Annotated in this window: 12 protein-coding genes; 8 read left to right on the forward strand and 4 right to left on the reverse strand. The window is 71.1% G+C overall.

What is annotated here, in order from left to right:
- The first annotated feature begins 103 nt into the window (after nt 1-103).
- The 4 genes from AB5G72_RS17805 to AB5G72_RS17820 all read left to right on the forward strand — a co-directional run bounded on the left by AB5G72_RS17805 (nt 104) and on the right by AB5G72_RS17820 (nt 4,365).
- Nucleotides 104-970, forward strand: coding sequence for a patatin-like phospholipase family protein (locus AB5G72_RS17805; RefSeq protein ID WP_440220591.1), 867 nt, complete (start codon nt 104-106; stop codon nt 968-970).
- Between the two features lie 73 nt (nt 971-1,043).
- Complete coding sequence (locus tag AB5G72_RS17810) at nt 1,044-2,246, forward strand: alpha/beta hydrolase family protein (protein ID WP_440220593.1); 1,203 nt, start codon at nt 1,044-1,046, stop codon at nt 2,244-2,246.
- A 278-nt stretch (nt 2,247-2,524) separates the two neighbouring features.
- Nucleotides 2,525-3,394, forward strand: a complete 870-nt coding sequence (locus AB5G72_RS17815; RefSeq protein ID WP_120285743.1) for an alpha/beta fold hydrolase — start codon at nt 2,525-2,527, stop codon at nt 3,392-3,394.
- Nucleotides 3,395-3,507: 113 nt separating this feature from the next.
- A complete protein-coding gene (locus tag AB5G72_RS17820; RefSeq protein WP_440220594.1) occupies nt 3,508-4,365 on the forward strand; it encodes a hypothetical protein in 858 nt (285 codons plus the stop codon).
- A gap of 23 nt (nt 4,366-4,388) precedes the next feature.
- On the opposite strand, the gene AB5G72_RS17825 is transcribed toward AB5G72_RS17820, so the two are convergent.
- The gene (locus AB5G72_RS17825) at nt 4,389-5,111 is read right to left on the reverse strand and encodes a methyltransferase domain-containing protein (protein WP_440220595.1); all 723 of its coding nucleotides are present in this window, start codon (nt 5,109-5,111) and stop codon (nt 4,389-4,391) included.
- 397 nt (nt 5,112-5,508) lie between these two features.
- On the opposite strand from AB5G72_RS17825, the gene AB5G72_RS17830 reads away from it, so the two are divergent.
- Nucleotides 5,509-6,864: a lipase family protein gene (locus tag AB5G72_RS17830; protein WP_440220596.1), complete on the forward strand. Its 1,356-nt coding sequence runs from the start codon at nt 5,509-5,511 to the stop codon at nt 6,862-6,864.
- A 66-nt stretch (nt 6,865-6,930) separates the two neighbouring features.
- Here the strand turns inward: AB5G72_RS17830 and AB5G72_RS17835 are convergent, their stop codons facing one another.
- Nucleotides 6,931-7,365, reverse strand: a complete 435-nt coding sequence (locus AB5G72_RS17835; protein ID WP_440220597.1) for a nuclear transport factor 2 family protein — start codon at nt 7,363-7,365, stop codon at nt 6,931-6,933.
- 23 nt (nt 7,366-7,388) lie between these two features.
- Between AB5G72_RS17835 and AB5G72_RS17840 the strand changes: the two genes are divergently transcribed.
- The 3 genes from AB5G72_RS17840 to AB5G72_RS17850 are packed head-to-tail and all read left to right on the forward strand — an operon-like array spanning nt 7,389 to nt 9,240.
- Entirely contained in the window at nt 7,389-7,919 is a 531-nt protein-coding gene (locus tag AB5G72_RS17840; protein WP_253002820.1) for a nuclear transport factor 2 family protein, read from the forward strand.
- The gene (locus tag AB5G72_RS17845; protein ID WP_440220598.1) at nt 7,916-8,812 is read left to right on the forward strand and encodes an SDR family NAD(P)-dependent oxidoreductase; all 897 of its coding nucleotides are present in this window, start codon (nt 7,916-7,918) and stop codon (nt 8,810-8,812) included. Before AB5G72_RS17840 ends, AB5G72_RS17845 begins: the two co-directional genes overlap by 4 nt.
- 2 nt (nt 8,813-8,814) lie before the next feature.
- Nucleotides 8,815-9,240, forward strand: a complete 426-nt coding sequence (locus tag AB5G72_RS17850) for a hypothetical protein (RefSeq protein ID WP_440220599.1) — start codon at nt 8,815-8,817, stop codon at nt 9,238-9,240.
- Between the two features lie 157 nt (nt 9,241-9,397).
- On the opposite strand, the gene AB5G72_RS17855 is transcribed toward AB5G72_RS17850, so the two are convergent.
- Together AB5G72_RS17855 and AB5G72_RS17860 are read right to left on the reverse strand one after the other, a co-directional pair.
- Nucleotides 9,398-12,433 carry a leucine--tRNA ligase gene (locus AB5G72_RS17855; protein ID WP_440220600.1) on the reverse strand — a complete coding sequence of 1,012 codons (3,036 nt, stop codon included), beginning with the start codon at nt 12,431-12,433 and terminating at the stop codon, nt 9,398-9,400.
- Nucleotides 12,434-12,555: 122 nt separating this feature from the next.
- Entirely contained in the window at nt 12,556-12,750 is a 195-nt protein-coding gene (locus tag AB5G72_RS17860) for a hypothetical protein (RefSeq protein WP_440220602.1), read from the reverse strand.
- Nucleotides 12,751-12,849: the final 99 nt, after the last annotated feature.

Genomic DNA, 12,849 nt, shown 5'->3' on the forward strand with positions numbered 1-12,849 from the left:
CATCTCCTGCAGCTCGATCCTGTCGAACGGTACACCGCCCCACCCCTGCGCCGAGGCCACGGCTTCGGAACAACCCGCGGGGCCGGTGGGTACTTTCAAGGCCATGCTCGAGCCACAGGATCTCGCCGACCAGTTGCCCCACCCGATCGGGTTCGTCCTCGGCGGTGGGGGCAGCCTGGGCGCGGCCCAGGTGGGGATGCTCGAGGCACTGGCGGAGATCCCGCTACGTGCGCACCTGGTGGCCGGCACCTCCGTGGGAGCGCTGAACGGTGCGGTGGTGGCGTCGGACCCGGCCGGGGCCGCGCATCGTCTCTCCCACATCTGGCACGACCTCCAGAACGACGCGATCATGCCGGGGGGATTTTGGGCGCGTCTGACCACGGTGCTCCGTAGCCGCACCAACCTCTACGACAGCCCGCGCATCGGTCGTCTGGTGACCGAGGAGATCGGCGTGGACCACATCGATGAGCTCGCCCTGCCCTACCTCGCGATGGCAGTCGACGCGGACACCGCTGAGCCGGTCCGGATGACGGACGGGCCACTCCTCAGCGCGATGTTGGCCAGCTCGGCGATCCCCGGCGTCTTCCCGGTGGTCCGCCGTGGCGACCGCGATCTGTACGACGGAGGGCTCGTCGCGAACACCCCGGTGCTCGAGGCGCTGGCGATGGGCGCTGGCTCGCTGGTGGTTCTCGACTGCAACTACCCCGATCGGCAGATCACGCGCCCGACCACCGTGCCCGAGGCGGTCCTGTACGCCGCCACGATCGCGGCTCGACAGCAGTTGGAGCGCGACCTGCCCGTGGCCGCCCGCGAGGTCCCCGTTCTGGTGCTGCCCGGGCCCGAGTATCTCCCCCGCCTGTCCCCCCTCGATTTCCGCGGGTCCACGCCGTTGATCGCCTCGGCGTACGAGGCCGGTCGCGATTTCCTGTCCACCGTGCAGGTGGACGGCCCGGGTCTGTACCGCCGGTGACCGGCGCGGGGCCGGTGCCGCGCAAAGCTCGGACGCTTCCCGGGCGGGAGGCGATCGGACTACTCTGGCGCTCATGACCCGCCTCTCATCGGCGAGCGTCGCCGCGGTCGGCGCCCTCGTCGTCGTCGCCTCCCTCACGACCCCCGCGGCCGCCGCGCCCACCGCCCCGACCAACCCGCCACCCACGTGGTCCGGGCTCGACACCCGCCAGTGGACCGCTCCGATCCCCGCTCCCGGCGCGGCCGCGGCGACGGTCCCGCTCGACCCCGCGCTCTCGCTGCCGCAGGCCGGGCGGGCGGTGCGGCAGGCGTACGGGACGATCGACCAGCACGGCCGCACCGCGATCGCCACGTCCGCCGTGTTCCTCCCGCACGGAACCCCGTCCCCCGGCGGCTGGCCCGTCGTGGCGTGGGCGCACGGCACCACCGGCCTCGGCGACGACTGCGCGCCGTCCACCCAGCCGCGCTCGGAGCGCGACGCCGAGTACCTCGGCCACTGGCTGGACCGCGGATACGCCGTGGTGGCCGCGGATTACGTGGGCCTCGGCACCCCCGGGCTGCTCAGCTACCTCAACGGGCAGGCCGCCGCGCGCGGGATCGTCGACTCGATCACCGCGGCGCGAGCAGACGGCCTGCCGCTGTCCGACAGGTGGGGACTCGTGGGGCAGTCGCAGGGCGCCGGCGCCGCACTCGTCACCGCGACCCGCGCCACCGAACTCGGCGCGCCGGCGGGCCTCGACTACCGGGGCGTCGTCGCGACCGGTGCGCCGGCGAACATAGAGCACTTGTTCCAGTGGGGCGGCCCCGGATTCCCGCCGGTGAACCTCCCGACCGGGCTCAACCTGTACGCGATGTACATACTCGCCGGGTTCCGCGACCAGCACCCGGAGCTCGACATCAACGGGCTCCTCACACCGCAGGGTCGCGAGATGGTCGACGCCGCCGAGACGCTCTGCTACTCCGCGATGCGGGAGAAGGTCGGCGACTTCCAGGTTTCGCAGGCGCTGGCGCGGCCACTGCAGGAGATCCCCGACGTCTTCGGACACCTCCGCCGCTACATGGGCACGCCGGCAATGGGCTACGACCGGCCCGTATTCCTCGGCCAGGGACTGCTCGACATGGACGTCCCCGCCCCCTCGGCGCTGTCGCTCGCCGCCGAGATGACGCTCACCCGGCAGCCGCTCGAGCTGCACGTCTACCCGGACCGGGACCACAGCGGGACCGTCTACGCGGCGATCCCAGACGCCACCGCGTTCCTCGACCGGGTCATGAGGTGACGCCGGGGTGACGAGCACGGGGTGGCCAGGCGGCCACCGTTACCCCCCTCTACACCGGGTGTCCATATGCGGAGTTTCATAAATGCTGGCCAGCGGCACCGGGGCGGGACTCGGCAAGGTGAGGGTCGTCATATTTGTTACCGACTTGTCACCAAGCGCTCGGTCAGGTTAGAGTTTCGCCATCGCCGCGCGGGGATGTTTCAGGGACTCCCCGCGCGGCTGACTTAATTTCGGACGACGGTAGGATTCCTAGAACCTGTTCTAGTAGCGTGGTGGTCATGAGCGCCCTCGACTTCGAGTCCACCAGCAAGACCATCACCGCCGGCCGCTTCGAGCTGCACTACCACGAGGCGGGCGAGCAGAGCGTCGCCGAGCCCGAGAGCGCGGTCCCCGTCCTCTTCCTGCACGGATCCGGCCCCGGCGTGACCGCGTGGTCCAACTTCGCCGGCAACTTCCCCGTCTTCGCCGAGCGTTTCCACACCATCCTGCTGGACATGCCGGGATTCGGGAAGAGCTCCGACCTGGAGTGGGAGAAGGCTTACCCGCTCATCGCCGCCGAGGCTATCGACGCGTTCTGCGAGGCCAAGGGCATCGAGAAGGTCGACATCATCGGTAACTCCATGGGCGGCAACGTCGCCTGCGAGACCGCTCTGGCCTACCCGCACCGGGTCCGCAAGATGGCGCTCATGGGCCCCGGCGGCCTGGCTGCTCCCCTGTTCACGCCCGAGCCGAGCGAGGGATCGCGTCGGCTGTTCGAGTTCCTCGCGGAGCCGTCCGACAAGGCCATGGCGGCCTGGGTCGACACGATGGTCGGCAACAAGAAGGTCGTGGACGAGGACCTCATCCGCGCCCGAACCGAGGCCGCCACCGCCCCGGGCGCCGTCGAGCGAATGTACTCCGTGTTCGGCTCGATCCTCAAGCCCGAGAACGCCTACACGCCGCTGTACGCCCGCGCCTCGCAGATCCGGCAGGAGACCATGCTCATCTGGGGCCGCGACGACCGCATGCTCCCCTACGAGCAGGCCCACTTCGCCTTCCGCCAGCTCCCGCGCGCCGAGCTCCACGCCTTCTCCCGCTGTGGCCACTGGGCGATGATCGAGCAGAAGGACAAGTTCGAGCGCCTCGTGATCGACTTCCTGCTCAACTGACCCGGCGGCGGTGCGGGCCGGGCGCCGGTGCGGCCGCGGGAGCCAGTCGCGGTGGCCGGTCGCGGCAGTGCCGGGGCAGTGCCGGGGCAGGGGCGAGGCGTTAGCCTCGGACCATGACCGACACGCCGCAGCCCGACCAGCCCGCCGTCGACCCGCAGACCGGCGAGGATCTGTCGTGGAAGCAGACCCCGGTGGCGATCGTCCTGCTCGACCGGCCCGCCCCCGGCCACGACGAGGTCGGTGAACTGCTCACCGAGATCTTCGAGGGGTCGTACGAGGTCGAACGGGGCACCGACGACGACCCCGCCACCGCCGTCTACATCGAGGACGCGACGGTCATCGTGTCCGCGGTCGACGCAGCGGTGCCGGAAGCCATCGAGTACACGCGTGACCTGGCCGCCTGGAAAGGCGGCGAGGCCGTGGTGGAGTCGCACCGGTCCCAGGTCGTCGTGGCGGCGTTCCGGTGGGGACCGATCGGGGACGACGGCGAGCCGGGCGAACCCGAGTACCTGGACCCCCGGCTCGACACGCTCCGTTGCGAGCTGGCGGTCGCGAACGTCACGGCGGCCCTGACCGCGCTGCCCGGCGCGGTGGCCGTGAGCGTGGGCGGCGCCGCGGCGACCCTGCCGGCCGGCCCGTACCGCGATCTCGTGACGGGCAACCCCGTGCCGGCGCCGGCGCTCGTCGGGGTGCGGGCCGGGATGCAGACCGAGACCACCTCGTGCGTCTACACCAGCGGAATGGGCCGGTTCGGCCGGATGGACCTCGAGCGACTCGACGTGGACGCTCCGCCCGCGGCCGCCTACGCCGAGATGTGCAACCTCGTGGCCTACTCGCTGGCCACCGGGACGATTTTCCAGCCCGGCCTGACCCTCGAGGTGGGCGGCCCACAGCCGCTCGTCGCCACCGCCGGGGTCTCACCGTTCACCGGGCAGGAGATCCTCCGGTTGGCACCCGCCGACCATCCGTGAACCCCGCCGGCCGGCCGTGAACCCTAGGGGCGCTGGCGGCCGTTCCGCTCGACGACCAACCGCGTGGTGGCGGCCAGCTGGAACGGCCGGATCACCGGCTCGATGCGGCTGATCAGCCGCTCCTTCTTGAGCTTGGCGATCACACTGCGCACCAGTTCCGGCAGCGGGTTCCCGGCGTGGTCGACCAGCGGGTAGATCCGCACCTCCGGCGCCACGCGGGCCATCTCCACGATCGCGTCGACATGGTCGGCCAGATCCATGCGGTCGGCATAGGTGAACAGCAGGTGCGAGCACAGCACCAGGTCGGCCGAGTCGTCGGCGAGAGGGAGCGAGGGAAGAGCCCCGGCCACATACCGCTCGGGGGCGGTGGCCAGGTGGCCCAGCATCCGGTCGGCCGCCGAGCGGCGGATGACCTCGTGCCCCACGACCCCGCCGCGGACGTCCCAGTCATAGTCGAACTCACGCGCGTGCTTCTGCGCCAGGGACCGCTCGACGTCCTCGAGGATCCGGCCGCGGAGGTCGTCCGCGCCGAGCGCGTACTGCGGGTCCACCGCGACGGCGTCGCCACCGGCCGCACAGATCTCGGCCACCACGCTGGCCGCGCCACCGGGGCAGTCGACGATGCGCCACTTCAGGTCGGCCTCGTCCAGGCCGAACATATCGGTGTACTCGTCCAGCGACCGTGCACTGACGAGGACATCGGTGTCCTCGAGCGCGTGGAAGGTGGTGTGGGGACTTGCGGTCACCTGGGGACTCTCCTGAATTCGGCTGGCCCGGTCCTGTCCCGAGCCGTGGGGTCTGAATCGTTGACCCGGGTTCCGTCGGAGACCGCCTCGCATGGCGGATGCGGCCCGACCGATCCCGGCGGGCCCTCGCATCGTCGGTACTACGCCAAGACGGCGTGGGCGATGCGGGACCACGTCGGTCCGCCTCGCCAGCACATCAGCACGTCTTTGGGCACGCCCTCACCGTAACAGCGGGGTCGGACACCGGCCACCGGGAAGTTCACGGTGTTCAGGAGAGGCTGCCACACGAGGGCCCGGACGGCCGTGAGGTGGGACACACCTACGACTCGACACGCGTTAGGGTTCTGCCCCATCGGCGTGGGTCCCCTGCCGCGCGGTCTCGACCCCGGGAGCATTCGTGAGAACACCGTCCAGCCGGCGCACATCATCCGGACCATCCACCGTCGCCGGAGCCCTCGCGCTGGGTGTCGCGGTCGCGCTGGCCCCCGCCCTGGCCCTTGTCGGCGCCCCCGAGGCCGCCGCCCAGGGGTCGTCCACCGCGCCGGATCGCACCGCGTTCTACGTCCCGCCGGCCGAGCTCCCCGCCGACCCGGGCGCGATCATCCGCACCCAGCCGATGACCATCACGCCGAGCCTGCCCGATGTGATGGACGGCGGTGCGCTGCCCGCCGACGCCCAGCGGATCATGTACCGCTCCACCGGCGCCGCGGGCGGTCCGATCGCCGTCACCGGCACGTTCCTGCAGCCCAAGGCGCCCTGGACCGGCCCCGGGCCGCGCCCGCTCGCGGTGGTGACGCCCGGAACACAGGGGCAGGGCGACCAGTGCGCGCCGTCGCGCTCCATGGAGGTGGGCCTGGGTATCCAGACCGCGCCCCCGTCGATGGCTGCCGGGTACGCGATCATCGACGCGCTCACGATGGTGATGGAAGGCTTCGCCGTCGTCGTCACCGACTACGAGGGGCTCGGCACGCCCGGCCACCACCCGTACGTCAACCGCGACTCCCAGGGCCGGTCGGCCCTCGACGCCGCCCGCGCGGCGGTGCGGCTTCCCGGCACGGACCTCGCGCCCGACTCCAAGACCGTGGTCAGCGGCTACTCGCAGGGCGGTGGCGCCGCCGCCGCGGCCGGGGAGATGCAGCCGGACTACGCACCCGACGTGAACCTGGTCGGCATCGCGGCGGGAGCGCCGCCGTCCGACATGCTCGGCACGCTCGACCGCGTGGACGGCGGACTGCTCACCGGCGCGGTGGGGTACGCGATCAACGGCATCCTGCAGGTCCACCCCGAGCTGCGTCCGGCGTTCGACCGGCATCTCAACGCCGAGGGGCAGCGCATGCTCGAGGTGACCGCCGGGCAGTGCGTCGCCGAGACGGCGTTCGCCTACGGCCTGAAGCGTACGAACGAGTTCACCGTGGACGGCCGCTCGCTCGGCGACGCCGCGCGGTCGGAGCCGGAGATCGTCCGGGTGCTCGAGGGCTACAACCTGGGCAGGGTCGCGCCGGCGGTGCCGGCGCTGGTCATGATCGGCAGGAACGACGACGTCGTGCCGCACCACACGGCCGTGGACCTCGTCCGCGACTGGTGCGAACAGGGCACCACCGTGGAGCTGCGGACGGCCGAGGTGCCGTCGATCGCCCCCGGCCTGGTGATCGACCACGCCATCCCGATGCTCTCCGAGCGGTCCACGAACGCCCGCTACCTCCTGGACCGTGTCCTCGACCGCCCGGCGACGAGTTCCTGCGGGACCGTCTGAGGCGGCCGGCGCGCCTCGGACCGGGCCGGTCCGGGGCTGGCCGGGCCGGGGCCGGCCCACCCCGGCTCAGGGCAGGTTGTGGTGGAACGCCTGCTGCTGGCTGAGGCGGGAAATCCGCCAGCCGTCGCCGGAGCGGACGAAGTCGAGGAGGTACCAGAGCCCGTAGAAGAACACCTGCTGGTCCTTCTCCTCCACCGGCTTCAGCGCCATCGGGTTGAAGCACATGCAGCGCCCGGTGGCCGAGTCGCCGTCAAGACGGACCTCGAGGTTGCCCATGAGGTGCTGTGTGGCGGCGAAGATCGGCAACATCTCGGCCAACCACGCGCGCACCGCCGGGTAGTCGTCCTCCGAGCCGCCGGACGCGGCGTAGCTCACCCGGGCGTCCGGGGTGAACACCGTGTCCAGCCCGTCGAAGTCCCGCGAATCGATGCAGGTCGCGTACGTGGTCATGAGGTCCTGCAGGTCCCAGCGGTCGGATAGTTCGGCCAGTGTTCGGCTCATGCTCCCTACGCTAACGTGGCCTTATGCAGTACGAGGAGGAAGTCCGCGCCCGCGAGGCGATCGAACAGCTCAAGTACCGGTACTGGCGGGCCTGTGACGCCAAGGATCCCGAGGGCTTCCGGTCCTGCTTCGTGGCCTCCGGTGGCGTGCTGGACTTCGGCCCCCTGGGGCGGACCGACCCGGACACGATGGTCGGGATCTTCCGCCAGATCGCGCTGGCGACCGCCTCCGACGGCGGCCCGCGGATTCTCGACATGCACCACGGCTTCATGCCGTCGATCATCGTGGAGGGCGGCGATCCCAGCAGCCCGCCGCAGCGCGCCACGGGGACCTGGACCCTGCAGTTCCGCCAGGTGGACCGGGACAAGGGCACCGAGACGCTCTCCACCGGCGAGTACTCGGATGCGTATGTCATCGAGGACGGCCGCTGGGTGATGGCCGAATGCCTGTTCACCCCGGGCTGGTCGGTCACCCGCACCCTCGACGACGCCACCGTGACCTACCCCGAGGTCCACACCGTCCCGGGGGCCGCCACCGCCGGAGCGGACTCGTGAGCGCCCGCGTCGCCCTGGTGACCGGTGGCAGCCGCGGCGTCGGACGCGGGGTGGCCACCGCACTCGCGCAGGCCGGGTGGACGGTCTACGTGACCGGCCGGTCCGCCGAGCGCCTGCAGGGCACGATCGACGCGGCCTCCGGCGCCCCGGGCGAGATCCGCCCACTCGAATGCGACCACTCCCGGGACGACGAGATCGTCGCCGTCGTCGCACGGATCGCCGAGCAGGCCGGACGCCTGGACCTGCTGGTCAACAACGTGTGGACCAACCCCAAGGGCTTCATGGGGTTCAACGGCAAGTTCTGGGAGCGGCCCGCCGGCGACTGGGACGCCCTCATGGGCGTCGGTCTGCGCGCGCACTACGTCGCCAGCTGCGAGGCCGCCAAGGTGATGGTGCCGCAGGGCTCCGGGCTGATGGTGAACATCTCGTCGTTCGGTTCTCGCGCACCGTTCCACACCGTGCTCTACGGGATGAGCAAGACCGCCCTCGACAAAATGGCTTCCGACATGGCGCACGAACTCGCCGGCACCGGGGTCTCCACCCTCTCGCTGTGGTTGGGCCTCATCCGCACGGAACTGCTGCTGTCGCTGGGGATGGACGACTTCAACGGCTTCCCGCTGGACCGCGCCGAGGACCCCACCTTCGTCGGACGGGTCATCGCCGCCCTCGCCGAGGACCCCGACCTGACCCGGATAAGCGGCTCGACCGTCATCACCGCCGAGTACGGGCGCGAGAAGGGAATAAGGAACGACGACGGCGAGGTGCCCCTGTCGCACCGCGGTGCTTTCGGCGGGGGTCCGCTCTTCCCGCCGGTGACCGACGAGCAGCTGGGTCTGGACACGGTGGACGAGGTGGCCGCGGCGGGCGGTCACAACGGGTTCGGCGGGCGGTAGGGATGACATCCGGCGACCACCGGGACCACAGCGCCCACGGAGACCACAGCGCCCACGGGGACTCCGACGACCCGCTCGAACGCCTCGAGCGGAACGAGCGGCAGGCCAACCAGGCCTTCCGGTACGTGCTGCTGTCGATCGTCGCGATCGTGGTCATGGCGACCGTGATCGTGATGCTGGAGGGCGGGATTGACGAGGAGTGCACGGACGAGGGGGCGCTGTGTATGACCGCCGACCGCGTCGAGGTGGTCGTCCTGCCGCTGCTGCTGTCGGTCATCCTGGCGGTGACGGCGGGCGTGACGACCTACCGGCGGTGGAAGCAGCGCATCCGGTGGCGGCCGTGGCTGTTCGCGACCTACGCGATGTGGATGGTCACCACCGCGTACCTCATCGTCTCCTCTTCGGCGGTGTTCGTCCGGGCCGGCTGAGGGCGGCCACTTCCCTAAAGACCTCGCCCACGCACGAAATGCGCTACCCGGATTCCGGATCGGCTACCCGCACGGGAGTAGCGGATCCGGAATCCGGGTAGCGGATCCGGGGCCGGGCCGGGGCCAGGTCGGGCAAGCCAGCCGCATCGCCCAGCCCTCAGGGGACGATGTTGACCATCTTGCCCGGCACCACGATGACCTTCCTGGGCGCCGCGCCGGCGAGGTTCTCCTGCACCTTGGCATCTGCCAGGGCCGCGGCCTCGACATCAGCGGGCGAGGCGTCGGCGGGAACGGTGATGCGCGAGCGCACCTTGCCCTTGATCTGCACCGGGTACTCGACGGAGTCCTCGACCAGGTAGGACTGGTCGTGCTCGGGGAACGGCCCGTGGGCGAGCGACCCGGTGTGCCCGAGCCGCGACCACAGTTCCTCGGCCAGGTGCGGGGCGACGGGCGCCACCATGAGCACCAGCGGCTCGACGACCGAGCGCGGCGCGCCCGGCCCCTCGGTCGGGTACGTCTTGGTCAGGGTGTTGACGTACTCGATGAGCTTGGCGATCGCGGTGTTGTCGCGCAGGCCCGCGAAGTCGTCGCGGACCCCGGCGATGGTCTTGTGCAGCGCCTTGAGCACGTCCTCGCCCGGCGCGCCGTCCGCCGACTCGGTGTCGGTGACGCGGACCTCGCCGGTGTTCTCGTCGATCACCACGCGCCAGAGCCGCTGCAGGAAGCGGTGCGCGCCCACGACGTCCTTGGTGGCCCAGGGCCGGGAGGTGTCGAGCGGGCCCATGGACATCTCGTATACGCGCAGGGTGTCGGCGCCGTAGGAGTCGCAGATCTCGTCCGGGGAGACGGAGTTCTTGAGCGACTTGCCCATTTTCCCGTACTCCTGGGTGACCTCGATCTCGGCGGCGTCGGCGCCTGCGGAGGTGTCGGTCCAGTAGAACTTCCCGTCGCGCTCGGTCACCTCGGCCGCCGGCACGTAGACGCCACGGGCGTCGGTGTAGGCGAAGGCCTGGATGTAGCCCTGGTTGTACAGGCGTCGGTAGGGCTCCTCGCTGGTGACGTGGCCAAGGTCGAACAGCACCTTGTGCCAGAAGCGGGAGTAGAGCAGGTGCAGCACGGCGTGCTCGACGCCGCCCACGTAGAGGTCGACGCCGCCCGGGTCGTTCGCGCCGTGGGTCTCGGGCCGGGGCCCGGTCCAGTAGCGCTCGTTCTCCAGTGCGCACAGCTGCTCGGAGTTGGTGGGGTCGATGTAGCGCAGCTGGTACCAGCTCGAGCCGGCCCAGTTGGGCATGACGTTGGCGTCGCGGGTGTAGGTCTGCAGGCCGTCCCCGAGGTCGAGCTCGACGGTCATCCAGTCGGTGGCCTTGGCCAGCGGCGGGGACGGCACGGAGTCGGCGTCGTCGGGGTCGAACGAGACGGGCTTGTAGTCCTCGACCTCGGGCAGCTCGACGGGCAGCAGCTCGTCGGGCAGGGCGTGGGGCACACCGTCGGAGTCGTAGACCACCGGGAACGGCTCGCCCCAGTAGCGCTGGCGGGCGAACAGCCAGTCGCGCAGCTTGTACTGGATGGTGCCCTCGCCGGTGCCCTGGCCCTCGAGCCAGGCGATGGTGGCGGCCTTGGCCTCGTCCACGGCCAGCCCGTCGAGCACCAGCCCGCCGGAGTTGGTGGAGTTCACGGCCACGCCGTCGCCGGTGAAGGCCTCGGCCTGCACGTCGATCTCCGAGCCGTCCGCCGGCGCCACGACCTGCACGATGGGCAGTCCGAAGGCTCCTGCGAACTCGTGGTCGCGAGCGTCGTGGCCGGGCACGGCCATGATCGCGCCGGTGCCGTAGCCCATGAGCACGTAGTCGGCGACGAACACGGGGATCTGCTCGCCGTTGACCGGGTTGATGGCGTGGACGCCGACGAAGACGCCGGTCTTCTCCTTGTTCTCCTGGCGTTCCAGGTCGGTCTTCTGCGCTGCGCGCCGGCGGTACTCCACCACGGCCTCGGCGGGCGAGGAGTGGCCGCCGGTCCAGCGCTCGTCGAGCCCGCCCCCGGCGCCCGCACCGCCCGCGCCGGTCTCCGGCCAGAACGGGCCGGCCAGCTCGTCGACCAGCGGGTGCTCGGGCGACAGGACCATGTAGGTGGCGCCGAAGAGGGTATCGGGGCGGGTGGTGAACACCTCGATGGACTGGTCGGCCACGGCGAAGCGGACGCGGGCGCCCTGCGAGCGGCCGATCCAGTTGCGCTGCATGGACTTGACCTTGTCGGTCCAATCGAGGCGGTCGAGATCGTCGACCAGCCGGTCGGCGTAGGCGGTGATCCGCATCATCCACTGGCTCAGGTTCTTGCGGAAGACGGGGAAGTTGCCGCGCTCGGAGCGGCCCTCGGCGGTGACCTCCTCGTTGGCCAGGACGGTGCCCAGCCCGGGGCACCAGTTGACCGTGGAGTCGGAGAGGTACACCAGCCGGTGGGCGTCGAGGACCTTCTCTTGCTCGGCGCGTGAGAGCTCGGCCCAGTCGCGGCCGGCGTGCTCGCCCGGCAGGGGGCGGGCACCGGAGACGAACTGCTCGACCAGCTCCGCGATGGGCCGGGCGCGGCCGGTGCGGGTGGGGTGCTCGCCGCCGTCGATCGCGCGGGCGGGGGCCTCGGGGTCGTACCAGGAGCCGTGGATCTGCAGGAAGATCCACTGGGTCCAGCGGTAGAAGTCGGTGTCGGTGGTGGCGAACACGCGGCGGCGGTCGTGGCCCAGGCCGAGGCGGCCGAGCTGGCGCTCCATGTTGGCGATGTTGGCCTCGGTGGTCACGCGCGGGTGCTGACCGGTCTGGACGGCGTACTGCTCGGCGGGCAGGCCGAAGGCGTCGTAGCCCAGGGTGTGCAGGACGTTGGTGCCGAGCATGCGGTTGTAGCGGGCGAAGACGTCGGTGGCGATGTAGCCGAGCGGGTGGCCGACGTGCAGCCCGGCGCCCGACGGGTAGGGGAACATGTCCTGAACGAAGAGCTTGTCCTCGGGCGGGGCGGCGCCGTCCGGGTCGGCGAGGGGGCCGACGGGGTTCGGGGCCTCGAACGTGCCGCGCTCGGCCCATTCGGCCTGCCAGCGCGACTCGATCTGCCCGGCCAACCCGGCTCCGTAGCGGTGGGCCGGTCCGGTGTCGGACTGCGGTCCGGTGTCGGACTGCACGCCGGTGACGGTCTGGTCGCTGCTGCTCACGGTTGTCTGCTCTCCCTGGTATCGCCGGTGCCCACACGCAGGCGGTGTCCAGCCTAAACCCTGGGGCGGGTCGGGCCGCGTCAGCGTGCGGGCACCGCCCCGTCGGCCTAAGGCGGGGCTGATCAGCCCCTGGCGGCGCGACGCCCGGCGATGAGGGCGTCGAGGCCATAGCGCCCGGTGCCGACCAGACCGAACACGGCGACGGCCAGGCCGATCACGGCGACGAGCTCCCAGCCACCGTCGGCGGCGTAGATGCCGGCGGCCTTGTGGACGTAGGCGTAGGCACCGACCATGACGACGACGACGAGGACGGCCACCGCCTGGGTGAGTGGTGGCGGTCGTGGTCGGCATGCGACTCCCCCAGTAGATGATGTGACACACATTCCTTGCCGGCCCTATGTGTTGTGTCAACTAAC

Origin of the sequence: Dietzia sp. MNB45, from assembly GCF_051994785.1 — a bacterium.
GTDB lineage: Bacteria > Actinomycetota > Actinomycetes > Mycobacteriales > Mycobacteriaceae > Dietzia > Dietzia kunjamensis.

Coding starts and splice junctions, on each gene's coding strand:
- AB5G72_RS17810 (WP_440220593.1), top strand. CDS start 1,044: ATGACCCGCCTCTCATCGGCGAGCGTCGCCGCGGTCGGCGCCCTCGTC.
- AB5G72_RS17805 (WP_440220591.1), top strand. CDS start 104: ATGCTCGAGCCACAGGATCTCGCCGACCAGTTGCCCCACCCGATCGGG.
- AB5G72_RS17840 (WP_253002820.1), top strand. CDS start 7,389: ATGCAGTACGAGGAGGAAGTCCGCGCCCGCGAGGCGATCGAACAGCTC.
- AB5G72_RS17835 (WP_440220597.1), bottom strand. CDS start 7,365: ATGAGCCGAACACTGGCCGAACTATCCGACCGCTGGGACCTGCAGGAC.
- AB5G72_RS17850 (WP_440220599.1), top strand. CDS start 8,815: ATGACATCCGGCGACCACCGGGACCACAGCGCCCACGGAGACCACAGC.
- AB5G72_RS17820 (WP_440220594.1), top strand. CDS start 3,508: ATGACCGACACGCCGCAGCCCGACCAGCCCGCCGTCGACCCGCAGACC.
- AB5G72_RS17815 (WP_120285743.1), top strand. CDS start 2,525: ATGAGCGCCCTCGACTTCGAGTCCACCAGCAAGACCATCACCGCCGGC.